Origin of the sequence: Pseudaminobacter soli (ex Li et al. 2025) (assembly GCF_003012705.1) — a bacterium.
GTDB lineage: Bacteria > Pseudomonadota > Alphaproteobacteria > Rhizobiales > Rhizobiaceae > Pseudaminobacter > Pseudaminobacter soli.
Genome location: NZ_PXYL01000001.1, coordinates 414,014 through 438,481, shown reverse-complemented (window position 1 = coordinate 438,481; position 24,468 = coordinate 414,014). Strand labels below are relative to the sequence as shown.

The 24,468-nt window shown below is 62.1% G+C and carries 30 protein-coding genes and 1 tRNA gene; 16 read left to right on the top strand and 15 right to left on the bottom strand.

Annotated features, from left to right (window positions below; all coding sequences use genetic code 11):
- Positions 1–42: 42 nt before the first annotated feature.
- Together C7I85_RS02115 and rpiA are read right to left on the bottom strand one after the other, a co-directional pair.
- Entirely contained in the window at positions 43–624 is a 582-nt protein-coding gene (locus tag C7I85_RS02115) for a DUF2059 domain-containing protein (protein WP_106722288.1), read from the bottom strand.
- A gap of 18 nt (positions 625–642) precedes the next feature.
- A complete protein-coding gene (gene rpiA, locus C7I85_RS02110) occupies positions 643–1,341 on the bottom strand; it encodes a ribose-5-phosphate isomerase RpiA (RefSeq protein ID WP_106722287.1) in 699 nt (232 codons plus the stop codon).
- Positions 1,342–1,506: 165 nt separating this feature from the next.
- On the opposite strand from rpiA, the gene C7I85_RS02105 reads away from it, so the two are divergent.
- A complete protein-coding gene (locus tag C7I85_RS02105; protein WP_106722286.1) occupies positions 1,507–2,190 on the top strand; it encodes an HAD family hydrolase in 684 nt (227 codons plus the stop codon).
- A 67-nt stretch (positions 2,191–2,257) separates the two neighbouring features.
- Positions 2,258–2,332 (top strand) — tRNA-Val (locus C7I85_RS02100).
- Between the two features lie 186 nt (positions 2,333–2,518).
- Here C7I85_RS02100 and C7I85_RS02095 read toward each other — a convergent pair.
- Positions 2,519–4,456, bottom strand: a complete 1,938-nt coding sequence (locus C7I85_RS02095) for a L,D-transpeptidase family protein (RefSeq protein WP_106722285.1) — start codon at positions 4,454–4,456, stop codon at positions 2,519–2,521.
- Between the two features lie 285 nt (positions 4,457–4,741).
- Here C7I85_RS02095 and C7I85_RS02090 point away from each other — a divergent pair, with 285 nt between their 5' ends.
- Entirely contained in the window at positions 4,742–5,137 is a 396-nt protein-coding gene (locus C7I85_RS02090) for a rhodanese-like domain-containing protein (RefSeq protein WP_106722284.1), read from the top strand.
- A gap of 14 nt (positions 5,138–5,151) precedes the next feature.
- Here C7I85_RS02090 and C7I85_RS02085 read toward each other — a convergent pair whose 3' ends face one another.
- Positions 5,152–6,063, bottom strand: a complete 912-nt coding sequence (locus C7I85_RS02085; protein ID WP_106722283.1) for an alpha/beta hydrolase — start codon at positions 6,061–6,063, stop codon at positions 5,152–5,154.
- A 47-nt stretch (positions 6,064–6,110) separates the two neighbouring features.
- Between C7I85_RS02085 and C7I85_RS02080 the strand changes: the two genes are divergently transcribed.
- Entirely contained in the window at positions 6,111–6,563 is a 453-nt protein-coding gene (locus C7I85_RS02080; RefSeq protein ID WP_106722282.1) for a MarR family winged helix-turn-helix transcriptional regulator, read from the top strand.
- A gap of 6 nt (positions 6,564–6,569) precedes the next feature.
- Here the strand turns inward: C7I85_RS02080 and C7I85_RS02075 are convergent, their stop codons facing one another.
- Complete coding sequence (locus C7I85_RS02075) at positions 6,570–7,181, bottom strand: pyridoxamine 5'-phosphate oxidase family protein (RefSeq protein WP_106722281.1); 612 nt, start codon at positions 7,179–7,181, stop codon at positions 6,570–6,572.
- 63 nt (positions 7,182–7,244) lie between these two features.
- Entirely contained in the window at positions 7,245–7,595 is a 351-nt protein-coding gene (locus C7I85_RS02070; RefSeq protein ID WP_106722280.1) for a gamma-butyrobetaine hydroxylase-like domain-containing protein, read from the bottom strand.
- A 203-nt stretch (positions 7,596–7,798) separates the two neighbouring features.
- Here C7I85_RS02070 and moaA point away from each other — a divergent pair, with 203 nt between their 5' ends.
- From moaA to C7I85_RS02055, 3 genes are all read left to right on the top strand, one after another.
- Positions 7,799–8,794: a GTP 3',8-cyclase MoaA gene (gene moaA / locus C7I85_RS02065; protein WP_106722279.1), complete on the top strand. Its 996-nt coding sequence runs from the start codon at positions 7,799–7,801 to the stop codon at positions 8,792–8,794.
- 811 nt (positions 8,795–9,605) lie between these two features.
- The gene (locus C7I85_RS02060; protein ID WP_245444755.1) at positions 9,606–9,977 is read left to right on the top strand and encodes an ArsR/SmtB family transcription factor; all 372 of its coding nucleotides are present in this window, start codon (positions 9,606–9,608) and stop codon (positions 9,975–9,977) included.
- 4 nt (positions 9,978–9,981) lie between these two features.
- Positions 9,982–10,485 carry an SRPBCC family protein gene (locus C7I85_RS02055; RefSeq protein WP_106722278.1) on the top strand — a complete coding sequence of 168 codons (504 nt, stop codon included), beginning with the start codon at positions 9,982–9,984 and terminating at the stop codon, positions 10,483–10,485.
- A 42-nt stretch (positions 10,486–10,527) separates the two neighbouring features.
- Here the strand turns inward: C7I85_RS02055 and C7I85_RS02050 are convergent, their stop codons facing one another.
- Complete coding sequence (locus C7I85_RS02050; RefSeq protein WP_106722277.1) at positions 10,528–11,142, bottom strand: dihydrofolate reductase family protein; 615 nt, start codon at positions 11,140–11,142, stop codon at positions 10,528–10,530.
- A 24-nt stretch (positions 11,143–11,166) separates the two neighbouring features.
- A complete protein-coding gene (locus tag C7I85_RS02045; RefSeq protein WP_106722276.1) occupies positions 11,167–11,685 on the bottom strand; it encodes a winged helix-turn-helix transcriptional regulator in 519 nt (172 codons plus the stop codon).
- 115 nt (positions 11,686–11,800) lie between these two features.
- On the opposite strand from C7I85_RS02045, the gene C7I85_RS02040 reads away from it, so the two are divergent.
- The 8 genes from C7I85_RS02040 to C7I85_RS02005 all read left to right on the top strand — a co-directional run bounded on the left by C7I85_RS02040 (position 11,801) and on the right by C7I85_RS02005 (position 18,097).
- The gene (locus tag C7I85_RS02040; protein ID WP_106722275.1) at positions 11,801–12,460 is read left to right on the top strand and encodes a glutathione S-transferase family protein; all 660 of its coding nucleotides are present in this window, start codon (positions 11,801–11,803) and stop codon (positions 12,458–12,460) included.
- Between the two features lie 92 nt (positions 12,461–12,552).
- Positions 12,553–13,464 (top strand): DMT family transporter, encoded by a 912-nt coding sequence (locus C7I85_RS02035; RefSeq protein ID WP_106722274.1) that lies wholly within the window; start codon positions 12,553–12,555, stop codon positions 13,462–13,464.
- Between the two features lie 101 nt (positions 13,465–13,565).
- The gene (gene mobB / locus C7I85_RS02030; RefSeq protein WP_106722587.1) at positions 13,566–14,078 is read left to right on the top strand and encodes a molybdopterin-guanine dinucleotide biosynthesis protein B; all 513 of its coding nucleotides are present in this window, start codon (positions 13,566–13,568) and stop codon (positions 14,076–14,078) included.
- Positions 14,079–14,285: 207 nt separating this feature from the next.
- Positions 14,286–15,062, top strand: coding sequence for an ABC transporter substrate-binding protein (locus tag C7I85_RS02025; protein ID WP_106722586.1), 777 nt, complete (start codon positions 14,286–14,288; stop codon positions 15,060–15,062).
- Between the two features lie 106 nt (positions 15,063–15,168).
- Entirely contained in the window at positions 15,169–15,885 is a 717-nt protein-coding gene (locus tag C7I85_RS02020; protein ID WP_106722273.1) for an ABC transporter permease, read from the top strand.
- Entirely contained in the window at positions 15,882–16,712 is an 831-nt protein-coding gene (locus tag C7I85_RS02015) for an ABC transporter permease (RefSeq protein ID WP_106722272.1), read from the top strand. Before C7I85_RS02020 ends, C7I85_RS02015 begins: the two co-directional genes overlap by 4 nt.
- Before the next feature lie 210 nt (positions 16,713–16,922).
- Positions 16,923–17,792: an NAD(P)-dependent oxidoreductase gene (locus C7I85_RS02010; protein ID WP_106722271.1), complete on the top strand. Its 870-nt coding sequence runs from the start codon at positions 16,923–16,925 to the stop codon at positions 17,790–17,792.
- Between the two features lie 44 nt (positions 17,793–17,836).
- Positions 17,837–18,097, top strand: a complete 261-nt coding sequence (locus C7I85_RS02005) for a DUF2188 domain-containing protein (RefSeq protein WP_106722270.1) — start codon at positions 17,837–17,839, stop codon at positions 18,095–18,097.
- Positions 18,098–18,137: 40 nt separating this feature from the next.
- Here the strand turns inward: C7I85_RS02005 and C7I85_RS02000 are convergent, their stop codons facing one another.
- From C7I85_RS02000 to C7I85_RS01970, 7 genes are all read right to left on the bottom strand, one after another.
- A complete protein-coding gene (locus C7I85_RS02000) occupies positions 18,138–18,869 on the bottom strand; it encodes an MOSC domain-containing protein (protein ID WP_106722269.1) in 732 nt (243 codons plus the stop codon).
- Between the two features lie 107 nt (positions 18,870–18,976).
- Complete coding sequence (locus C7I85_RS01995; protein ID WP_106722268.1) at positions 18,977–19,516, bottom strand: MerR family transcriptional regulator; 540 nt, start codon at positions 19,514–19,516, stop codon at positions 18,977–18,979.
- Positions 19,517–19,839: 323 nt separating this feature from the next.
- The gene (locus C7I85_RS01990; protein WP_106722267.1) at positions 19,840–20,166 is read right to left on the bottom strand and encodes an integration host factor subunit alpha; all 327 of its coding nucleotides are present in this window, start codon (positions 20,164–20,166) and stop codon (positions 19,840–19,842) included.
- Positions 20,167–20,371: 205 nt separating this feature from the next.
- A complete protein-coding gene (locus C7I85_RS01985) occupies positions 20,372–21,343 on the bottom strand; it encodes a beta-ketoacyl-ACP synthase III (RefSeq protein ID WP_106722266.1) in 972 nt (323 codons plus the stop codon).
- A gap of 8 nt (positions 21,344–21,351) precedes the next feature.
- Positions 21,352–22,419 carry a phosphate acyltransferase PlsX gene (gene plsX / locus C7I85_RS01980; protein ID WP_106722265.1) on the bottom strand — a complete coding sequence of 356 codons (1,068 nt, stop codon included), beginning with the start codon at positions 22,417–22,419 and terminating at the stop codon, positions 21,352–21,354.
- Positions 22,420–22,527: 108 nt separating this feature from the next.
- Positions 22,528–23,088: a YceD family protein gene (locus C7I85_RS01975; protein WP_106722264.1), complete on the bottom strand. Its 561-nt coding sequence runs from the start codon at positions 23,086–23,088 to the stop codon at positions 22,528–22,530.
- A 134-nt stretch (positions 23,089–23,222) separates the two neighbouring features.
- Positions 23,223–23,762 (bottom strand): ubiquinol-cytochrome C chaperone family protein, encoded by a 540-nt coding sequence (locus tag C7I85_RS01970; RefSeq protein ID WP_106722263.1) that lies wholly within the window; start codon positions 23,760–23,762, stop codon positions 23,223–23,225.
- 126 nt (positions 23,763–23,888) lie between these two features.
- On the opposite strand from C7I85_RS01970, the gene C7I85_RS01965 reads away from it, so the two are divergent.
- A complete protein-coding gene (locus tag C7I85_RS01965; protein ID WP_181257053.1) occupies positions 23,889–24,413 on the top strand; it encodes an outer membrane protein assembly factor BamE in 525 nt (174 codons plus the stop codon).
- The last annotated feature ends 55 nt before the right edge of the window (positions 24,414–24,468 follow it).

Here is a 24,468-nt window from a genome sequence, read left to right as displayed (position 1 = left end):
ACCCGGGCTCTTCGAAAGATATGGTGATGCGAACGCTCGCGATCAATTGGCCGGTGCGGCTTCGCCCTGCGGGGCGGGCTCGGCGGCATCGGTAGCGCCCGGCTTGGGGATCAGGCCCTTTTCCTTCAGGGTCGCCTCGAGGGTGGTCGCGGCCTGTTCGGCGAGGTCGCGCGCAATGCCGCGCTGCCAGATGTCGGCCGCCTTGGCCGCTTCACGCGTCACGATCGGGCCGTCCTGAAGAAGCTTCTTGCCGGCCGGCGAGTTGTAGAAAGCGGCGATGGCCTTGAGATCCTCCTCGGAGAACACCCGAGCATAGGCCAGCGCGGCCTCCTTCTCCAGGTCGGCGCGGCGGCCGGCGAGCTTCAGCGCCGTGTCGTCGACGGTCGAGGTGATGACCTCCTGCAGGTCCGGGTTCTTGTCGATCATCTGCCCCTTCAGCGCGGCAGCGGCCTGCGGCAGGATTCCATCGTAGAAGTCGGTTGCCCTGATGGCGGCAACCGCGTCGCGCGCTGCCTTCAGGTGCGCGTCGGAGATGTCCTGCGCAAATGCCGGAGCTGCGACTGCAAGAACAGCCGACGCCGCCACCATGGCGGAGAAACGGCGAACGCGATGGACCAATTTCATGATGGATAGAACTCCTGTTTATCGGGTCGCATGGACCGTTCTGACACCGTCGGCGCTCGCAATAATGGCAGCTTGCGCCAAGCCGAGGAACAGGCCGTGTTCGACAACCCCCGGAACGGCGAAAAGACCATTTGATAGCGCTCTTGGATCGGGAATGCGGCCAAAAGATGCATCAAGAATGAAATGTCCACCGTCTGTAACAAACGGCGTGCCGTTCGTCATCCGCAATGTCAGGGGACCGGACAGGCCAAGTTCAGTGGCCACTGCGGCGATGGCAAGCTCGGTCGCTTTCAGACCAAACTTGTTGACTTCGATGGGCAGAGGAAACTTGCCGAGTGTTTCCACCATCTTGGACTGATCGGCGATCACGATCATCTTGCTGGAGGCGGCTGCCACGATTTTTTCGCGCAGCAGCGCTCCGCCGCCGCCCTTGATCAGCGAAAGCTGCGGGTCGATCTCGTCGGCGCCGTCGATTGTCAGGTCGAGTTCCGGCGTCTCGTCCAACGTGGACAGCGGCACGCCAAGCTCAACGCAAAGTGCTGCCGTCCGCTCGGACGTCGGCACGCCAATCACCTTCAAGCCGCCTGCGACCTTTTCGGCAAGCAGCCGGACGAATTCCTCGGCCGTCGAACCGGTTCCGATCCCCAGCCGTGCGCCGTCCTCTACGTAGCCAAGTGCCACGCGGGCGGCTTCAATCTTCAAAGCTCGTGCATCCATCGGAGTCGTCCAGGCCACCCTCTTGTTCGGCAGCGCTCCTATCATTTTTAGGCCATGCGGCAAAGGCTTTCTACCGCCCAGGCCCAACCACCGACGCTTGCGCCGTAAGGGTGCGCAGGCTATGCGCGAATCAAAGCCCCGCCAACGAGACAAGAGGACATGCCCATGAGCCGACCGATCATCGTATTCGACCTCGACGGAACATTGATCGATACGGCGCCGGACCTGCTCGACAGCCTCAACCACAGCCTCGCCGCGGGCGGCATTCCACATACCAACGCCTTCGGCTTTCGCAGTCTCGCCGGCCAGGGCGGCCGCGTGATGATCGAACGCGCCTATGCCGCGCAGCGGAAAACCCTGCCCTCGGACGAACACGACCGGCTCTATACCCTATTTCTCGACCACTACGGCGAGAACATGCCTGGCCGCTCCCAGCCTTATGCGGGCGTGATCGCGGCATTGGACCGCTTCTCCTCCGCGGGCTTCCTGCTGGCCGTTTGCACGAACAAGACCGAATTCTTTGCCCGTAAGCTTCTGGAGGCCCTGGATCTCGACCGCCGGTTTGCCGCGATCTGCGGCCAGGACACCTTTGCCTTCCGCAAGCCCGACCCTCGTCATCTTGTCGAAACCATCGCAATGGCCGGCGGCCATCGCGACAGGGCCGTGATGGTTGGTGATTCGCAAACCGACATCGACACCGCCAAGGCAGCCGGCATTCCCGTCGTCGCGGTCGATTTCGGCTATACCGACCGCCATGTGCGCGAATTCGAGCCCTCGAAAGTCATTTCCCACTATGACGAATTGACCGTCAGCCTCGCAGAAGCGCTAATTGCCGTTGCAAGAGCGTAATCGGTGGCTTGACTTCGGGTGTGGTGGTCTCCTATATCGCCGCACGCTTTGCCTTCGGGCGATGAGCGGGCGATTAGCTCAGCGGGAGAGCACACCCTTCACACGGGTGGGGTCGTAGGTTCAATCCCTACATCGCCCACCATTCTCCTCGACCAAAATATTGTCCTTGCAGCGCGCCAACGCCCTGCCGGACCGTAAGCATTCCTTGAAAATCGTAGAATATCGTCCGTGCGCAGACGCGCGTCGGGCGGCATGGTCGTGCGCCCCCCCCCAAAAAAAACGGCCGGTGAATCACCGGCCGATTTTTGCATCACATACGTCAGATCCGTCACATATTGGACTTGCGCCCTGCCTCGACCTTGTCGAGTGCCAGCTTCAGATGCCCGTCGCGATCGTAGACGTCATTAAAATACTCGACCTTGCCATTAGCCTCAGGCCAGGCGGTGAAGTAGGCGATGTAGACCGGGATATCGCGCGTCACCTTTTCCGATGAATGCCCGGCCTTGAGCTTCTTGGCGATGTGCTCGACATCGGTGCCCAGCACCGCGGCCGCCATTCCGCGCGGATCCTTGAGGCGGATACAGCCATGGCTGAAGGCACGCGAATCGCGATCGAACAGCGCCTTCTGCGGCGTGTCGTGCATGTAGATGGCGTGCTTATTGGGGAACAGGATCTTCAGCTCGCCCAGCGCATTGGCCTCGCTCGGAATCTGCCTGACGTTGAAGGGAATCTTCGAGCCGTACTGGCCCCAATCGACGGCCGAGGACGGAATGCGCTTGCCCTTGGCGTCGGTCACCTCATAGCCGGAACGGTCGAGATAGCCGGGATCGTTGCGCAGGCGCGGCAGCATCTCGTTGACGATGATCGACTGCGGCACGCCCCAATAGGGGTTGTAGTCGACCTGCTTGATCTCATCATAGAAAAAGCTCGTCTGGTTCTCCGGGCGGCCGATGATGACGCGCATCTTCAGCTTTTCCTGGTCGCTCTCGATATAGGTCGCAGTGAAAGCCGGCTGGTTGATGAACACCCGCGTGCTGCCGAGATCGGCCGGCAGCCACCTCATTTCTTCGAGCGCGAATATCACCTTCTGCAGACGGTCTGCCTTCGGCGTGCCGGCAAGCCTGAGCACGGTGTGCGTACCAATGACGCCGTCCGCCTTTAGCCCGATCTTCTTCTGCACGGCCTTGATGACCGGAACGAGATCCTGCTCATAGACTTCACTTTGGCCGAGACGTTCAACCAGCGGGGCGTATTCGTCCTTCAGCAGATCGCTGTGGTCACGCACGATCAACCGCAGCAGCTTCGGAAATTCAGGGCTGCTCTGGCCAGGCTTCAGCTTGAGCTTGGGATCGACGACGATGTCGTCATCAATGCTCGCATTCAGCGCTTCGAGTTCGGCGCGCAGGGCCCGGAATTCGGCGTTCTGCGGGTGGCGCGATTCCATATAGGCCTGCGCATCGTTGGTCTGGCCCAATATCCTGAGCACGCCAACCATGTTCAAAGGCTTGGCCGGAAAATCGTGATAGCCCGAAATCCGGTTCGGATCGACGCGCCCGTTCTGTGCATCCCGAACATAGCGAAGCACGCGAGCGGAAAGCGCCATTTCGAAGCGCATCATCTCGCGCTGCCGCGTCGAAGCATTGTCGGCGGATTCGAGTCCCGATGGGACGTCCACCGCATAGTCGGACTCATCGAGGCCAAAGCTGCCGGCATTGCCAAGAACGCGCATGGCATCCTGTGCGCGACTGGTGGGAGCATCGTCGGAGACCCAGATGAACTCCGGATTGGACTTGTAGTACTCGACCAGGGCCGCGGCCACGTCCTTTTCTGCGTAGAGATCGAACCCAGCCAGACCCGACAGGCCTTCACGGAACTCGGTCGTCACAGGCGACGAGTCCAGCGACGCCGATTTCGCACCGGCCTGCAGCGCAGTGAAATCGACGCGGACGAGCGGATCGGCCTTATAGGTGTAGTAGGTCGGGCCGGTGATCTTTTCGATCGGCTTTTGGACCGCCGGCTCGACCGGCCTGCGGCTGTGCTTTTGAACAGGATACCAACCCCCATCCGGGCGCACCATCCTGTTCGGGTGCGGGGGCGGCGGAAACTCTCCATAACGCTCGTACTCGCCGGGCGCATATCGGTGGACGCGGCCACCGCCAAAGATCATGTCGAGAATGTTTTGGGCCGAAGCCTGCGGCACGGGCAGTGCCAGAACCATGGAAAGCACTGCGGGGAGAATTGCGGTCTGTTTGGCAGAGAACGTCATTGATCACTCGTTCCGGTGGGGAAAGCCGAGCTACCCCCTATTAACGCCGCCAGAGCAAACCGGTTCACCCATGGCGGATGTAAGACGCGAGGGGTCCGATACACACCGATTTGGTTAAGACTTTGCTTATTTTGGCTATGTGTTGCAGGGCTGCTTCACAATCCGGCCGCCTCACGACAACGTGAGGACCGGCTCGATCAATTCTGTCCGCACGACTGAGTAGCGGCGAAGCCATCGCCATGCGAATATCCGGTCCCGGAAAACGGCACGGCCCGGGAGGCGGCGATGAAAAAAGGCTACAAACAACTTCTCGATGAGGCGAATGCCGAGATCGAGGTCGTCTCGCCGGAGCAGGCTGCCCATCTTCTCGACGATCCGGACACGGTCTTCGTCGACCTTCGCGACCCACGCGAATTGCAGCGCGAAGGCGAGATCCCTGGCGCAGAGCACTGCCCGCGCGGCATGCTCGAATTCTGGATCGACCCGGAAAGTCCGTATCACAAGGCTATCTTTTCCTCCGGCAAGACCTTTGTCTTCTTCTGCGCCGGCGGCTGGCGGTCGGCGCTGGCCACCAAGACCGCGCAGGACATGGGGCTGGAACCGGTAAAGCATATCCTAGGCGGCTTCACTGCCTGGAAACAGGCCGGCTTGCCGGTGATCATGCCTGAAAAGAAGGGCTGAGCCCCACCCCCGGTTCAATGCAAGGGCGCCGTCTCGTCCGTCGTTGCAACAAAGCCGACGACCTGCTGTACGACGCCCGGATCGGACAGGATGCGCCGATGGCCCAGCCCCTCGGCCCAGACCAGCCGCACATGGTCGCCCGCCCCCGCCAGATTTCGCGCGTCTTCAGCCGGCACTTCGGCATCGTCCGGCGCATGAACCACCAGCGTCGGGGTGCTTAGCCGTGCGAGTTGCTTCGCGCCCGTGAAATGCGCCAGTCCATGGCCCGCCAGGCGCCTGATGCGATCGTCAAGCGCCAGGGCCGAACGCGTGCCCAGGTTCACAAACCTGCGAAAGCCCTCGAACACTTCCGAAAGCGCGTTGGGCGCGGCGATCATGACCAGCCGCCCAGTGTCGAGCGGCGCAATCCCGTCCACCGCCCCGGCCACGGCATTGGCCGCGACGGCGCCGCCGAAGGAGTGCCCGATGACGGCGGCAAAGGGGCCGAACCACTCTCCGGCAGCGCGGGCGGCAGCGACGCCGCTGGCCATGTTGAGACGGCGGCCGCTCGATGCACCATGACCCGGCAGATCGAGAGACACGACGCGGAAGCCGGCGTCGCGGCAGCCTTCGATCAGGGCGCGCATATATTCGGTACGCGAGCGCCAGCCGTGAATCACCAGCACGGTGCCCGCGAATGGACGCCCCTGCCCCGGCCTGAATTCGTGTACCGCCACGCAGTTGGAACCGACTTTGATCCTGTGGTGACGGGCCTCGGCCATGAAATCCACAGCCCTTTCCACCGCCTTCTTCTCGCCGGCAGTCAGCACTTTCGGGTTGGGTGTCCGGCAAAACAGCTCGAATGCGGCCCGACCGCCCAGGCGCGGCGCGACGAACTCGGCTGCGCCGAAAACGCCCCGGATGACCTTCAGTCCAATTGATGCCATATTAGCGATCCGAGCAATGGTTCAATTCTGAACATGATAGTTCAAGCATGAACAATAAACAAGAGCTACCCTGGGACAACCCGCGCTTCCGAAATTGGGTTGCCGTGGCCCGTGCCTGCCATTCGGTCGAACGCGCCCTGGCCGGCGCGCTTGCGCCGCTGGACCTGAAGCCGGCACAGCTCGATGTTCTGATGAACCTCTACCGCCATCCCGGCATGTCGCAGCACGATCTGGCGCGGAAGCTGCTGGTGGGCCGCTCCAACATCACCATGCTGCTGCCGCAGCTGGAGAATCGCGATCTGCTCCGCCGCGAAAGCGACGGGAAGGACAAGCGCGTGCTGCGGTTGTCACTGACACCGAGCGGCGAGGCGCTGCTGATGGACGCGCTGAAAGTCTATATGGGCCTGCTCGACAAGGTCATGGAGCAATCCACCCCCGCCGAATGCGACCTTCTGGGCGAGCAAATGCGCCGGGTGGCCGAAGCGCTCAAGGTCGAATAGCCGGCCTCACCACATGGATGCCTTGGCGCGCTCCGGCCATTCGCGGTCGTAGGCCTCGCCATCGATTCGCGCCTTGCTGGTCACCGCCAGGATCTGCCCGGGCGTCGGCAGTGACTTGGGATCGACGTGCCTTTCCGGGTTCCAGAGTTCGGAGCGGACGATGGCGCGCGCGCACTGGAAATAGACGGCGTCGACCGTCATCACCGTCACCGAGCGGGCCGGCTTGCCGTCCACCACGAAGGACGCGCAGAGCTCCGCATCTGTGGTGATATGCGCGCGGCCGTTGACCCGCAAAGTGGTGCCCGAGCCGGGAACGAGGAACAGGAGCCCTACCCGGTCGTCCCGGATGATGTTTTTTAGCGAATCGGCCCGGTTGTTGCCGCGCCGGTCAGGCATCATCAGCGTCCGCTCGTCGTGGATGCGGACGAAACCTGCGAGGTCGCCGCGCGGGGAGCAGTCGAGCCCCTCCGGGCCGCATGTGGCGAGCGCCACGAAGGGCGAGGCTTCGATGAAGGCGGCATATTCGGGAATAATGCGGTCGAGTTCCTTGACCAGCGAGGTCTCGCCGGGAACGCCGTAGAGCGCTTCGAGTTCTTCGACCGTGCGAATGATGGACATTCCCGAACCTCCGGTTTTGACTTCCCCGCGACTATTTCATTTCCGTGACAACGCGATGACCCCTCAGTCGCGCGAAAGGCCCTTGGCCTCCAGTTCCGCGAGATAAGCGTCCCAGCGCTCTTCCTTTTCGTGGCCCAGCGTATGCAGGTAGTCCCAGGTGAAGATGCCGGTGTCGTGCAGGTCGTCGAAGATGATGCGCACCGCATAATTGCCCATGGGCTCGATCTTCAGGATCGCCACGTTGCGCTTGCCGGGTACCGTCACGCGCTGCGCCGGCGAGTGCCCCTGCACCTCCGCCGAGGGCGACAGCACCCGGAGCAGTTCGGCCGACAGCTCAAACGGCCGGTGATCCGGGAAGGTCACCGTCAGTATCCTGCGGTCCTTCGATACCCTCAATTCCTTCGGTGCCGTCATGATCCCACCCAGTAAATGCTGGCTCTTCCCTACGACTGTTCGCGTGAGGCGAAAAGCTGTGACTTTTCTCCCACCAAAGCCGACATTGCCGCGTCGGCCTCGGGAATGTTACCAAGAGCGTTATAGCCTATCTTGAATGACGATATTCGCTATACGACATTCAAGGTGCCATCGGGCAGCATGTGTTGAGGAACCGCGACCGCATGAACATGATCGATCCATTTGGGCGTACGATCACCTATCTGCGCGTGTCGGTCACCGACCGTTGCGACTTCCGCTGCACCTATTGCATGGCGGAGGACATGACCTTCCTGCCCAAGAAGGATCTCCTGTCGCTTGAAGAACTCGACCGGCTCTGCACCGTCTTCATCGAGAAGGGCGTTCGCAAGCTGCGCCTGACCGGCGGCGAGCCTCTGGTGCGCAAGAACATCATGCATCTGGTGCGCCAGCTTTCGCGCCATCTCGACAGCGGCGCGCTTGACGAAATCACGCTGACCACCAACGGCTCACAGCTCGCCCGCTTCGCCTCCGAGCTTGTCGATTGCGGCGTCAAGCGCATCAACGTCTCGCTCGACACGCTCGACCCGGAAAAATTCCACGCCGTCACCCGCTGGGGCCATCTCGACAAGGTCATGGCCGGCATCGATGCGGCCCAGGCCGCCGGGCTGAAAATCAAGCTCAACGCAGTGGCGCTGAAGGACTTTAACGACAAGGAACTGCCCGACATGCTGCGCTGGGCGCATGGCCGCGGCATGGACCTGACCGTCATCGAAACCATGCCGATGGGCGAGATCGATGAGGACCGCACTGACCAGTATCTGCCGCTGTCGCTGCTGCGCGCCGACCTCGAGCGTCAATTCACCCTCACCGACATCCCCTACAAGACCGGTGGCCCTGCGCGCTATGTCGAGGTTGCCGAAACCGGCGGCCGGCTCGGCTTCATCACGCCGATGACCCACAATTTCTGCGAAAGCTGCAACCGCGTGCGGCTGACCTGCACCGGCACGCTCTATATGTGCCTCGGCCAGGAGGACGCCGCCGACCTGCGCGCTCCGCTGCGTGCCTCCGAAGGCAACGAACTCGTGTCGAACGCGATCGACGAAGCCATCGGCCGCAAGCCCAAGGGCCACGATTTCGTCATCGACCGCCGCACCAACCGCCCTTCTGTTTCCCGGCACATGAGCGTGACGGGCGGGTGATTTTTTCCCCCATTGAGGGGAGGGTAAGATGTCAGCCCACTTCATCCCGCCCTCGTGGTTCGAGGCTCGCTACGCTCGCACCTCACCATGAGGGCTAACCGGCGGCGCCAACCTCCCTCATCCTGGTGCAGGCTCCCACTTCTCTAGTGAGGGCTGTCGCCGCACCAACCTCCCTCATTCTGAGGTGCTCGCCCGCAGGGCGAGCCTCGAAGAACGCACCTATTCATCGCCACACCCGGTTTGCACCGTCTGGCTATTGTCAAAGAACCTGGGGAAGACGGGCGGCCGTCGGACACGCTCGTTTTGGTAAATCTTGCGGCCCTTCGACCGCCCGTTCGATGCGCTTGCCTGGGTTTGTTCGCCTCCGCATTCGCGCGGCCAGCCACACCCTGGGCCCGGACTTGGGGATTCATCATCCAGCAGCGCCACCGTTAGCGCCACCAGCCCGGACATCGTCGCCCTCCACGCTCATCCGGTTCATGACCCGTGTTCCCGGTGAGGCCGATGCGGGCATTATGCGGGAGGTGGGAAGGTGGGGGATGAAGTGGGCTGCGATTTTCTATCGGGGCCAATAGTCTCAATTAGTTAGCGCTGCCACCGCTTCAAATTCATCCACTTCGGCAGCGATCAGCGAAGATCGGCTAGCTTTTTCGCGGGACGACGCGAAGCCCGCTGCACAAACGCACACTGGGCGCCGCTGCGTAAGGAATTTTTTCGCCGCAAGCGGACCTCCGCAGGCAAGATTGGGAACGTCGGACAACGGGGCCAGATGTACCGGGACCCAAAAGTTAGCCAGTTCTGAAAGTTTTTCTTGACCGGCGCCGTGCACCAGTCAATACTTTCCGACATGGCTAAGTTTTCAACTGATTTGGATAGAGCTTTTTCCGCACTCGCAGATCCGACCAGGCGGGCGATCGTCAGCCGTTTGTGTGATGGACCGAAATCCGTAAGCGAACTTTCTGAGCCGTTCGAATTGGCCCTGCCATCCCTGCTCAAACATGTGCGTGTTCTCGAGCAGAGCGGCCTCGTCAGTTCTGAGAAAATTGGACGCGTTCGAACCTGCAGGATTGAGCCGGACGTCCTTCATGCGACCGAAGCGTGGATACATCAGCATATTTCCGCCTGGGAGAAACGTCTCGATCGCATGGAAGTCCACATCGAACGCATGAAGAGGAAGAATTAGGACAATGAGCGACCTGATCAAAAACTCCGGTTCCCCTTGGCGAGACTGGCCTCTCGATCGTGAAATTGTCCTGGGTCGGGTAATCGATGCTCCCCGGAGCCTCGTATACTCCGCGTGGACGGACCCGGATCAAATACAAATGTGGTTTGGGCCCGAAGGCATGGCGATCGAAACCAAAGAGATCGACCTCAGTCCGGGCGGGGTCTGGCGATTTGACATGGTCGCTGCCGGGGGCACTCGCTACAGCAACCGAATGGTTTTTCTCCGTATGGAGGCCCCGGCGCTCATCGAGGTCGAGCACGGCTCAGATCAGGAAAACGATCCCGGTAGATTCAGAATGCTCGTAACCTTCGATGAACAAAGCGACGGCAAGACCGTCCTCACGCTCCGTCAAATGCATCCGTCCAGGGAGCAACGAGAAAGGACGATCGGCTTTGGCGCTGTCGAATATGGGGGGCAAACGCTGGAAAAACTGGCTCTCCACGTCGCCAAGGTCAGGGGTAGATGAGCGAATGGGTCTGCAAAGCCGACATTGACGGGAACAGCAGTCTCACTCCCCCGGCCAATGCAGCAGCGAGGCAGGCCGGTTGCGCAGCACGCGAAAGCGCATATGCGTGACAAAGGGCGATTTCACCGCCCGGGTCATTTCCAGCTCGATGGGTTCGGTGCCCAAGTTCTCGAACAGCCGGGTGCCGGACCCGAGCACCAGCGGAACCAGCTGGATGTAGATCTCATCGACCAGCCCTGCCCGCAGATATTGCTGGGCGGTGTCGGCGCCCATGAGGATGACGTCCCGCTCGCCAGCGACCGCCTGCGCCTTCCCCAGAGCGATTTCGATACCGTCATTGACGAAGGTGAAGGTGCCGCTCGGCATTGCAAGGTTTTCGTGTCGCTCATGGGCGAGCACGAAGCACGGCACCGGATAAGGCGTATCCTCCCATGGGCCGAGGCCGACCTCGAAAGTTCGCCGCCCTAGCACGACCGCGCCCACAGAATCCGAAAGCTCGCGCGCCATCTCGGGGTCGACGCCGCGATCGGGGCTTTCGTTGAAAAGCCATTCGTGCAGCCGCTCGCCGCCCTCGCCCATCGGCTGCTCGACGCTGACGCCCGGACCGGCGACGAAACCGTCGAGCGACATGCTGAATGCCATCACGACCCGGCCCATGGCCGCCTCCTATCGTGTTACCCGCTAGGCTCCCGCTCTTTCCATCGCCTGCCGTGCGACGACCTCTTCATAAGCCGCCTGCAGCGTCTCGCGCACCGATGGTCCGGCGGGGTCATTCGCCGGCGCGCCAAGGTGCTCGACGCGCAGCTCCGCCATGAATTTCTCCCACAGCGGCGGTCCGCCCTCCTCCAGCAGCTGGGCGCGAATGCTCAACTCCTCGCTGGCCGCCAGCCATTTGCGACCCCACGACCCCAGATGCGCCATGATCGGCAAGAGCTCGATGGCCTTCTCGGTCAGGCTGTAGATGGCCTTCTGCTTGTGGCTCGGGTCGTCGGTCTTGGTGATCATACCCTCATCCAGCAGCATTTTCAGCCGGTCTGCCAATATGTTGGAGGAAATGCCCTCCTCAGAGCGCGTCAGCAGCTCGCGAAAATGCCGGCGCCCGCCGAAAATCATGTCGCGAAGGATCAACAGGCTCCATTTGTCGCCGAAAACTTCCAGCGACAGATTTATGGGGCAGCCGGAGCGGTGGGCATCGTTCATCAAAAATCTCCGAAAACCGGTTGCAATATCGCACCAGTGATAATAGCCTGCAACCAGTTGCAATTTGCAATCACATATTTTCCAGCAACATGCCATTCAAGAAGGCGAGATTTGTATGTCCCTGACCCTTCATCTTCACCCGCTGTCTTCCTATTCCCACAAGACGCTGATTGCCTTTTACGAGAACGACGTCCCCTTCACGGCAAATATCTTGGACCTCGCCAACGAGGAGTGCCGGGAGACGTTCAGGAAACTCTGGCCAGTCGCCAAGATGCCGGTGCTGCGTGACGAGGCACGGGACCGCACCGTGCCGGAATCGACGGTCATCATCGAATATCTGGCGCTCCACTATCCAGGTCCCGTCGAACTCCTGCCAGCCGACCCGGAGCTGGCCTTGCAAGTTCGCCTCGCCGACCGCTTCTACGACCTTTATGTCCACACCCACGTGCAAGGGATCGTGGCCGACCGGCTGCGCCCGGCGGGACAGCATGACCCCTTCGGCGTGGAACAGAAGCGCGCGGCGCTGAAGAGCGCCTATGACATCATCGACGCCGAGATGGCCACGCGCACATGGGCAGTGGGCGAAAGCTACACGATGGCCGATTGCGCAGCCTCGCCGGCGCTGTTCTATGGCAATGAAGTGCTGCCCTTCGGCGACACGCACAGACACGTCGCGGCTTATTTCGAGCGGCTCAAGAAGCGGCCCTCGTTTGCCCGCGCTCTGAAGGAAGCAGAGCCCTATTTCCACATGTTCCCGAGACAAAACCTGGCCTAAGATTTCTTGGCCCACCGCTTTGCCGTTGCTGTTCTGCCTTTGGTTGCCGCAATCATGGGCAGAACATAAAAAATTACGGAATCGGGAACGCCTTGGCACTTTCGCAAAATCTTCGCGGCGCATCGTTCATGGTGGTGTCGATGGCCGGCTTCACCATCAACGACGCGCTGGTGAAGCTCGCCTCGATGGAGATGAACCTCGGCCAGGTGATGCTGGTGCGCGGGATTTTCGCCACGTCGCTGATCGCGCTTCTGGCCTGGTACAAGGGTGCGCTGAGCGCACCGCGACTGATCCTCCACCCGATGGTTGGCTTGCGCGCGATCGGCGAGCTCGGCGGCACGATCTTCTTCCTGATCGCGCTGCAGCATCTGCCGATCGCCAATGTTGCGGCTGTGATGCAGGCGCTGCCGCTGATGGTGACGCTGGCCGCCGCGCTGTTCCTGGGCGAAGGCGTGGGCTGGCGCCGCTGGCTGGCGATCGCGATCGGCTTTGCCGGGGTCATGGTCATCGTGCGCCCGGGCTTCGAAGGTTTTAACGCCTATGCGCTGTTTGCGCTGGTCAGCGTCGCCTTCTGCGCGCTGCGCGACCTTGCCACCCGCCACCTGCCCTCACACGTTCCCTCGCTGCTGGTTTCGACCATCACGGCTGCGATGGTGGGCGCCTGTGGTGCGGTGCTCATTCAGCCGCTGGGCGGCTGGACGCCAATGACAACCGAGGGCATCACCTTGCTTGCCGTGGCCGCCCTTGTGCTTCTGTTCGGCTATCAGTTCATCATCATGTCGATGCGCTGCGGCGACATCTCCTTCATCGCCCCGTTCCGCTACACGGGGCTGCTGTGGGCGATCGCGCTGGGCTATCTGCTCTTCGGCGACGTGCCCGACATGGCAATGGTCGTCGGCGCGGTCATCATCGTCGGTTCCGGCATCTACGCGCTGTTCCGCGAGCAGGTGGTGAAACGCCCGACTGCTGCGCAGACCGCGACCATGGCCTCCGATGGCGTTTGAACGCGGCGCGGTTTCGTGGGAATCTGGGCCGGAACGGCTGGACGGCGCGGGCAAAATCGCCGATCCCTCCGGCCACTGACCAATCGACGGACATTGACGACGTGACACAGCGCGTATTCGGCATCACCGGCTGGAAGAATTCCGGCAAGACCACCCTGACCGAAAGGCTGGTGGCGACGCTGACCGCACGCGGCTGGCGCGTCTCGACCGTGAAACACGCACACCACGCCTTCGACATCGACAAGGAGGGCACCGACAGCTTTCGCCACCGCAAGGCTGGCGCAGGCGAAGTGGCCATCGTTTCCGGCACACGCTGGGCGCTGATGCATGAGTTGCGCGGCGACGACGAGCCGCGCCTGGAAGACATTTTGGCCCGGCTTTCGCCCTGCGACATCGTGCTGGTGGAGGGCTACAAGCGCGAGCATCACCTGAAGATCGAGGCACGGCGCAGCGAGGCAAAGAACGGCGCGCCGCTTTCGGTCAACGATCCGCAGATCGTCGCCATTGCCGCCGACCACCCTGTCACCGGCGAGACGATTCTGGTGTTCGATCTCGACGATATCGCGGCCATCGCCGACTTCATCGAGAAAGTGACGGGGCTAAGCAAAGCCTGACGTTGGGGAAGCGGCGGACAACATCGGCGCCAGCTTCGCAAGCAAACCCTCCAAATGCGCATAGACCGGCGCCAAGTCGTGCCTACGCCTCGGTTTACAGTTGCTTTTTTGTCGGAAAGAGTGGGAGTATCCGCGACAGTAGAGGCCGGGTCCGGCCTCCAACAACGCCGCGGCAAGCTGCGGCGAATAATGACAGAGAGGAACATCATGCGAATTGGAATGCGTATCGCGCTTGCGGCATCGGCCATTGCGCTGGCGATCGGAGCCGCACATGCTGAGGAAAAGACACTCAAGATCGGTACGGAAGGCGCCTACCCGCCCTTCAACAACCTGACCTCCGACGGCAAGCTGGAAGGCTTCGACATCGATATCGCCAAGGCCCTCTGCGACGAGATGAAGGTCAAGTGCGAGTTCGTCACCCAGGATTGGGACGGCATCATCCCCGCGCTTCAGGCCGGCAAGTTCGACGCCATCGTCGCCTCGATGTCGATCACGCCGGAGCGCATGAAGAAGGTCGACTTCACCAACAAGTACTACAACACCCCACCGGCGATCGCCGCGCCGAAGGACACCGACATCAAGGGCGTGACCAAGGAAGACCTCGCAGGCAAGACCATCGGCGTGCAGGGCTCGACCACTCACTTCAACTATTCCGAACAGACCTATACCGACAGCACGATCAAGCCCTATCCGACCGCCCAGGAATACCAGCTCGACCTCGCCAATGGCCGCCTCGACGCGGTGAATGACGACATCGTGGTGGTCCAGCAGTGGCTGGATTCGCCCGAAGGGGCTTGCTGCAAGCTGGTCGGCCTCATCAAGCCGGTCGAAGAAATCCACGGCAAAGGCGCCGGCATTGCTGTCCGCAAGGGCGACGACGAGCTGCGTGAGAAGCTGAACGCCGCCATCACGGCGATCCGCGAGAACGGAAAGTACAAGGAAATCAACGACAAGTACTTCAAGTTCGACGTCTACGGCGGCTAATGCCACGATGAAATCGTCGCTCTGACCATAGGAACGGCGGGATTCTGTCCCGCCGTTCGTGTACTTGCAGGGTGGGAATCGAACTTCCGACAAGAGAAGGTATTCAATGGAGAGTAGTATCTGGACGCTTTTGAGCTGGGGCCCGGAGGGGTGGAGCCGCAGCATAGCCTATGGCGTCTTCACGACGGTCTCGCTTGCGCTGGCCACCCTGCCGCTCGGACTGTTCATCGGCTTTCTGATCGCCCTGGCCAAGCAGTCGTCGGAGCCCTCGCTCAGACTTGCAGGCAACATCTACACCACCATCTTCCGCGGCTTGCCCGAGCTTTTGACGCTGTTCCTGGTGTTTTACGGCGCCCAGCTCGGCATCCAGCAGGTCGCACGCATCTTCGATCCCAATGCGGCCATCGAGATCAACAGTTTCGTTGCCGGCATGGTGGCGCTCGGCGTCATGTTCTCGTCCTATGCCAGCGAAGTGTTCCTGTCGGCCTTCCGCGCCATTCCCATAGGGCAATATGAGGGCGGTTATTCGATCGGCCTGACCAAGCGCCAGACCATGCGGCTGGTGGTGTTCCCACAGCTGATCCGCATCGCCCTGCCCGGCCTTTCCAACCTCTGGCTGATCCTTCTCAAGGACACCGCGCTGGTGTCGGTGATCGGCCTGTCGGACATCCTGCGCCAGGCGACCATCGCGTCGCGCGTGACCAAGGAAAGCTTCCTCTTCTTCGGCGTGGCATGCCTCGCCTATCTGGTTCTGGCAATTCTCTCCTCCTTCGGCATCGGCGCCATCGAGCGCGCGGTCGGCAAGACGGAGATGCATCGATGAGCAGCGCCGTGCAAAACTCCGAAGTCGTCGATCGTCCTCCGCCGCAGGCACGCGGCTGGCCGCGCGAACGGGTGGTCGGAAACGCTCTCGTCGCCATCTGGGCCCTGTTCGGCCTTGGCCTGCTGCTGTTCCTGATCCGCGCCTGGGACCCCGAACTGTTCGCCAAATATGCCCCGCTCTATCTGCACGGCATCGGGGTGACGCTGTCGCTGGTGGCGATTTCCATCGTCCTGGGCGCGATCCTGTCGCTTCCGATCGCCTATGCGCGCATGTCGCGGAATTCGGTGCTTCGGGCGCTGTCCTATGCCTATGTCTATTTCTTCCGCGGCACGCCACTGCTGGCCCAGACCTTCCTGATCTATTACGGCTTCGGCTCGTTCAGGCCATTTCTCGAAACCATCGGCCTGTGGACGTTCTTCCGCGAAGCCTGGTACTGCGCCATCCTCGCCTTCTCGCTCAACACCGCCGCCTATCAGGCCGAAATTTTGCGCGGGGCGATCGAGAGCGTGCCGAGGGGCCAGTGGGAAAGTGCGGCCTCGCTCGGGCTGTCGAAATTCCTGACGCTGCGCAAGATCATCCTGCCGCAGGCCCTGATCGTGGCGCTGCGCCCCTATGGCAACGAGATCATCCTGATGATCAAGGGCTCTGCCATCGTCGCGATCATCACCGTCTACGACCTGATGGGCGAGACGCGCCGCGCCTATTCGCGCACCTTCGACTTCCAGACCTACATCTGGGCGGCACTGATCTACCTGTCGATGGTCGAGACACTGCGCCACGGCGTGGAATGGATCGAGCGGCGCATCACGCGGCATCTGAAGCGCTGACGGCATTAACCTCTGCCGGAGGCGTGAAAATCAGCAGGTCGGGGCGAGAAACCTCGACCTGCAATGCTGTCCGGCCGTAAGCGGCGAAAATCGCGAACGGGAAATGGGGTATCGGCAGGCGCCTGTGCCAACAGGCCCTCCCTTGACGAATCCGCCCCATGCCATAGACCTGAAAACACAACACAGCTGACCGGCATAAGAGGATCGAGAATGGCATCGGTTGCATTTCTGGGACTTGGCGTGATGGGCTATCCGATGGCCGCGCACCTGAAAAACAAGGGCGGCCATGACGTGACGGTCTACAACCGCACCACCGCCAAGGCCGAGAAATGGGTTGCCGAGCACGGCGGCCACTTCGCGCCGACCCCGCGCGCGGCAGCCGAAGGCAAGGATTTCGTCTTTGCCTGCGTGGGCAATGACGACGACCTGCGCAGCGTCACCATCGGGCCGGACGGCGCCTTCCAGTCGATGAAGGCGGGCGCCGTCTTCATCGACAACACCACGGCCTCGGCCGAAGTGGCGCGCGAACTGGGAGAAGCGGCCAAGGAACGCGGCTTTTCCTTCCTCGACGCGCCGGTCTCGGGCGGCCAGGCGGGCGCCGAAAACGGCGTGCTGACCGTGATGGTGGGCGGCGACCAGGCCGTGTTCGACCGCGCCCGTCCGGTGATCGATGCCTATGCGCGCATGGTGGGCCTCATGGGCCCCGTGGGCTCGGGCCAGCTCACCAAGATGATCAACCAGATCTGCATCGCCGGCCTTGTGCAGGGGCTGGCCGAGGGCATCAATTTCGGCAAGCGCGCCGGGCTCGACATCGAGAAGGTGGTCGAGGTGATTTCCAAGGGCGCTGCCGGCTCGTGGCAGATGGAAAACCGCCACAAGACCATGAAGGACGGCAAATATGACTTCGGCTTTGCCGTCGACTGGATGCGCAAGGACCTGAAAATCTGCCTCGAGGAGGCCGACCGCAACGGAGCGGCGCTGCCCGTGACCGCGCTGGTCGACCAGTTCTACAAGGATGTGCAAGGCATGGGCGGCAACCGCTGGGATACCAGCTCGTTGATGGCGCGGCTGCAGAAGTAGCGTTCGCTGCCCTGTCATGCATTCGGCTCAACGGGAGCATGACGATGACGAAAGTGACCTACCAGATCGTGGAACACGACGGCGGCTGGGCCTACAAGCTCGGCGATGTCTATTCCGAAACCTATAGCAGCCGCCAGGCGGCCATCGAAGCCGCCAAGGCCGCGGCTTCGGAACAGCAGCTGGCCGGTCGCACCGAGGGCATTACCTACCAGGACGCGGATGGCCATTGGCATGAGGAGGTGTCGCTGGGCAGCGACCGGCCTCAGGCCGACGTCGAAGGCGACCAGAAGGAAGGCCGCAAATAGCCCGGCTGGGCAGGCGCCACACCTTCGCGGATTTTCTGGATCAGATGAGTGCTATCTCGTCGCCGACGTGAAGCAGGCCGGCCGCCTCGACCGCGGCCAGAACGCCGAAGCCGCCTGCGCCATGACGCGTGATGGCATGCAGCACCGGCGGCGCAAACGAGAGCCCGGCCTGCGCCAGGGCCACGAAGCTGCATCGCGCGCAGGGCTCGGTCACCGCGACCCGCACGTCGCCGATCGCAAGCGTTCGGCCGATCCATTCCTTTTCGACAAAACCGCCGAGGCCTGCTTCCGTTTCGACGAGGATGTTGGGGCGAAAGCGCCGAACATCGACTTCGACGCCGTCGGGCACAAGCTCCTGCAGCCTGCGGAGCGAAGCGGTGGTCAACATATGCAGATTGGCGCGCTCATAGCGCGGTGCGGGAGTGGTTGGAGCGTCCTCGCTCCAGTCACCTTCGTAGGGCTGGAATTTTACCGGAAAGCCCAACACTGCCTCGGCCGCGCGAGCGGCCTCCTCACCGCCAATGCCGAACCATTCGTCGCCTACGGCAGCAATTTCAATTCCGTCGCCAGATAACCGCGAGCGCAATTCCGGCACCGGACGCCAGCGCTTTTCATTGTCGGGAGAGGCGATGGCGCCGGCGGCATCAAAAAGGCCCCAGACCCGGTCACCGGCAACGCCCCGCCCGTCCAGACGAACCTCGTCCAACTGTTCGCCGCGCAGCGAGCTAACGGGATAGCGCCAGAGCGCCGCGATTTTTCCGATCCGGGTCATGCTGCCGGCCTCCGCAGGTTCATTCGGGCCGCAGGATCACCCGGCACGGCACTGCCCGCAATCGGCCAGAAGCCGTCCGGAGCGGTGGCAACAAGTCGCGCCTGAAATCAACGCACTTGGTCGAGCAGGCGTTTGCATTCCAGCAGGTCGAACAGGGCTTCCTGGAGCAGCGCACGGTTGTCGCGCGACAGCTTGCCCGAGCCGGATTGCACAGGCCCCTCGTCGTCGGCCTTGCCGAGCCCGAAGAAGCGGCGGCTCGGCTTGGCGCGCGGCTCGCCGACCAACATTTCGTCGTCGAGGCGCGGCTGGGCGGCCGGCGTCATCGGCGCGGTGTCGGCCTGCTTGCGCTGGGCGATGGCCTCGACGGCCTCGACATCGCCATTGCCGACGGCCACCAGAAACTGGTTGCCATTCTCGCGCAGCAGCTTTTGCACGCCCTTGATGGTGTAGCCCTGCTCATAGAGCATGTGGCGGATGCCCTTGATCAGCTCGACGTCCTGCGGCCGGTAGTAGCGGCGGCCGCCACCGCGCTTCATCGGCTTGATCTGATTGAAGCGCGTTTCCCAGAAGCGCAGCACATGCTGCGGCAGGTCGAGATCTTCGGCGACTTCGCTGATGGTGCGGAAGGCGTCAGGACTTTTTTCCATGGGCGCAACCCTCGCTCATAGGCCGTAGATTCGCGAATGCTTCGCGATGCGGCCTAGTCTCCAAGAACCCGTCTTGCCGAACGGGCCCTAACCTGTTGTTCGGCCGGGATTTTCCGAAAACCCGTCGCCGGGTTCGGGATCATGGCCGCGAGCGCGACGCTGCAGCCAAACCGATCCAGCTGCGGGAAATCACGCCCGGAAACCGATTCGTACTATATTTCAGCGATTTGTGCGCCAACATTCAAGACCGGCACAAGCCGGCCTTTCGGTTATCAACCAGAGGTCGGATTGCCGACCGGCGCGATGAAAGCGAAGGCGGCCGCTTATTTGCCGCCCGTCTTGTTCTTGGGGTTCTGGTGCGCGCGCAGGATACGGCTTTTCAGCACGTTCGACGCCTTGAACGTCATGACCCGGCGCGGCAGGATCGGCACTTCCTCGCCGGTCTTGGGATTGCGGCCGACGCGCTCGTTCTTGTCGCGCACGTGGAAGGTGGCGAAGGACGAGAGCTTGACGGTTTCGCCGCGCACGATCGCCTCGCAGATCTCGTCGAGGACGAATTCAACCAGTTGCGCGGATTCGGTGCGGGAAAGCCCAACCTTGCGGTAGACTGCTTCGGCGAGGTCGGCGCGTGTAATTGTCTTTGCCGCCATGGGTGCAGCAACCATCCTAGAGGCGATGAAAATTCAAAACGATATCAATGACGTTAGAAAATTGGCCCGCCTAGGTCAAGGACAGAACTTTAGCTCTTTCCGATTGATTTTGAATCGTTTTCGCCGTTGCCGGCATGTCGGAAAGGGTTACTGCCGCTGTCCTATAACGGGGCGCAACCAAGCGCGCCCCGTCGGCTTGCGGCACTTACCAGCGCAGCAGCACCGCGCCCCAGGTGAAGCCGCCGCCCATGGCCTCGAGCAGCACCAGGTCGCCCTTCTTGATGCGGCCGTCCGCAACCGCCACCGAAAGCGCCAGCGGCACCGAGGCGGCGGAGGTGTTGCCGTGCAGGTTGACCGTGACCACCGCCTTTTCCTCGGCAATGCCGAGTTTTTTGGCCGACGCATCGATGATGCGCTTGTTGGCCTGGTGCGGCACGAACCAGTCGAGATCGTCGGCCGTGATGCCGGCCTGCGCGAAGGTCGCCTCAATGACATCGGTGATCATGCCAACCGCATGCTTGAAGACCTCGCGGCCTTCCATGCGCAGATGCCCGACAGTACCCGTGGTCGACGGGCCGCCGTCGACATAGAGCTTATCCTTGTGCACGCCGTCGGAACGCAGCGCCGCCGCCAGAATGCCGCGGTCGGCGATCGTGCCCTCGCCCTCGCCTGCCTCCAGCACCAGCGCGCCGGCGCCGTCGCCGAACAGCACGCAGGTCGAGCGGTCGGTCCAGTCGAGAATGCGCGAGAAGGTTTCCGAGCCGATCACCAGCACCCGCTTGGCCATGCCGCTGCGGATATAGAGATCGGCCGTGGTGACGGCATAGACGAAGCCCGAGCACACTGCCTGCATGTCGAAGGCAAAGCCGTGATGCATGCCGAGCCGGTTCTGGATCTCGACGGCCGTGGCCGGGAAGGTGTTGTTGGGCGTGGAGGTTGCCAAAACGATCACGTCGATGTCAGCGGGCGTCAGGCCAGCATCGGCAAGGGCCGCGCGCGCCGCTGCCTCGCCGAGCGAGGCGGTCGTTTCGTCATCGGCTGCGATGTGACGCTGGCGAATGCCGGTTCGCTGCGCGATCCACTCGTCCGAGGTTTCGACCACGCCCTCGAAATCGGCATTCTTCATGATGCGGCGCGGCAGCGAGGATCCTACGCCACGCACAATCGATCTGATCATTGAAATTCCTATTCGTTGCTGTCGTCCGCGAACTCGGTCGACCTGGAGGACGACAGCGGGCGGCGCGCGTGGAACAGGTCGAGGTCAGCCTCGATCCGGTCCAGCAGTCTGTTTCTTACCATGTCGTAGCCAAGTTCGATCGCCGCGGCGAATCCTTCGGCGTCCGTGCCGCCGTGGCTCTTCACCACAATGCCGTTGAGGCCGAGGAAGACGCCGCCATTGGCGCGGCGCACGTCCATCTTCTCACGCAGGCGGGTGAATGCACTCTTGGCGAAGAGATAGCCGATCTTGGCCATCAGCGTGCGGCTCATCGCGGCGCGCAGATATTCGCCGATCTGGCGTGCGGTGCCTTCGGCGGTCTTGAGCGCGATGTTGCCGGCAAAGCCTTCGGTCACCACCACGTCGACCGTGCCGCGGCCGATATCGTCGCCCTCGACGAAGCCGCGATAGTCCATCGCCATCTTGCCGGCCTCGCGCAGGAGGCGCCCAGCGTCCTTGACCTCTTCCTGGCCCTTGACCTCTTCGACGCCGACATTGAGCAGGCCGACCGTCGGCCGCTCCATGCCGAAGAGCGCGCGGGCCATGCCGGTACCGAGAATCGCGAAATCGACGAGCTGGTGCGCATCGGCGCCGATGGTGGCGCCGACATCGAGCACCACGCTTTCGCCGCGCATCGTCGGCCAGATCGCGGCAATCGCCGGCCGATCGATGGTGGCCATGGTGCGCAGGCAGAACTTCGACATCGCCATCAGCGCGCCGGTGTTGCCGGCGGAAATGCAGGCGTCGGCCTCGCCGTTCTTAACCGCATCGATGGCGCGCCACATGGAGGAGACGCGACGGCCATGGCGCAGCGCCTGGCTCGGCTTGTCATCCATGCGCACTGCCACGTCGCAGTGATGGAATTCCACGATGTCGGCGAGCTTGGGATATTTGTTCAGCTCGGGACGAACGACGTCCTCACGTCCGAAAACCACAAAGCGCACGTCGCTGCGGCGCGTTGCGACAGCCAAAAGCGCTGGAATGACAACCGCGGGTCCGTGGTCGCCGCCCATGGCATCGATGGAAATCCTTATCACTCGGTCTTTACTCTCGTTGGTCGAAAGGCGAGGCTTGCTAAAGCTTGGCGAAAATAGCGGTTTTGAGGCAAGGCACAACCGACATTATCGCAAAGCGGCAGTGAGTGTTCAGGATTTATCGATGAGAGACTTCAGCTTCCGCTGAAATTCGCCTTCGACCGGCTCGTCCGGCGCTTCATCCGACTTCTTCTGCAGTTCGGCGCCGGCCTTGCGCGGATAGGGATCGATTCCCAGACCGAAAAATTCTTCCGCCAATGCGCCGACATCGATCGTGTCGCCGGAAAAAAGTTCCGGGCTGTCCGGGCCGTCGGCGCTGAGCAGTATCTCTCCGGCGGTCTCGAAACCTTCGCGCCCAAGCTTGGAATCGTCGGGCAGGAACAGCCCCGACACTTCCTCGGAAATGTGGCTTTCGATCGGCTCCAGCGTCACCACGCAGGACTGCACGATGTCGGCCTCGACCTGGCCGGCCACCTTCACGCCATTGCGCTTCCAGGCGGTGACCAGGAGTTCGGCGCGGAAACGCTCGACGGCTTCGAGGCCGTGGGCTTCGGCCAGTGCCGCGCGCTGCTTCTCATTCGCCTCGATCACCACCGGAAGCCCCTTCTGCGGCATCCGGGAGACATGGACATCGAAGGAAACCGGGCTTTTGATCTGTTCTTCATGATGCATGATGGGTTCCTTCCATAGCGAGATTCCTGCTGCCTGAATCGCAATCTCGCTCTAACATTTTGTTTTGAAGCATGATCTTGTCCGAAAAGCCTGCAACTTTCGCTGACGCGGACCTTCGGTTCGGGATCGTGCTGTCAGGCGGCGCCAGCGACCGGAAACCGGATCGTCCCCGCCAAGATGGCTTCCGAAGGCTGCTCCGAAAGCAGCTTGTCGGCGTCCATAACATAGCCGGCAAGAAAATCGACCTGAGGCCAGGATTCGCTGTCGGGACGGATGTTGCGCTTGAGCGCTTCGCCAAGTGCTGCCCGGTCGCCGCGCTCCAGCGCATCTCCATAGGCCGCGGTGCGGCCGTAATACATGCGCGCCAGCTTCTTCATGCGCTTGGGCACGCCCATGTCGCCGATTCCGAGGTCCCGCAGGGAGTGCTCGACGTCGGCAAAGAACTCGTCGATCAGGACCTGAGCGATCTCGCGCGCGGCGCCGGTCTCGTCGTGCAGGCGGTGCTGGAACAGGAACATGTGCAGCCCCAGCATCTCGAAGCGGCCAAGCGGCGTGTCCGGCGCGTCCCAGTCCGAATAAAAATACGGCTGCCGCGCGGCTGCCACGATTTCGGCATAGAGGGCATCGGTGATCGTTCTATTGTGACGTTCGCGGCCGAACAGGCGCTGGAACATGAGGGACATCCTCCATGGGGAACCGTTTCACGGCGTGGGCTTGTTGCATCGGCGCGCAAGCTGGTTTACCGGTTTTGCGGCTCTGTGCAAGGTGCGGGCGCCAGAAGTGATTTGAAGGAGTTGTTGTTGGACTCGCTGAAATTCAAGACCATCTCTTCGCCTGCGCTGATCGGGGCGGCCACGGTGCTTGCCGCGGCGACCCTTTCCGGCTGCAATGCGTCCAAATCCCTGGACGGCCTGACACCTGGCGAAACCCTGACGCAGGGCTATGTGATCGACCAGCAGCAGATCGAGCAGGTTCCGGTCGGCTCCAGCCGCGAGCAGGTTCTGCTTTCGCTCGGCAGCCCTTCGACGACCGCGACCTTCGACAACGAGGTGTTCTATTACATCTCGCAGACGCGCAAGCGCCCGGTCGCCTTCATGAACCCGCATCTGGTCGACCAGCGCATCCTCGCCGTCTATTTCGGCCATGACGGACGCGTGACCCAGATCGCGAATTACGGCCTGAAGGACGGCAAGGTCTTCGATTTCATCTCGCGCACCACCCCCACGGGCGGCAAGGACGAGACCTTCATCGGCCGGCTCATTACCGGCGGCGCCAAACCCAGCCTGCCGATCGGCGGCGGTGGCGGCGGCCCCACCGGCAGCTAAGCCCTCTGTTTTCTCTAGGGATACGAAAAACCCGCGGATCGCTCCGCGGGTTTTT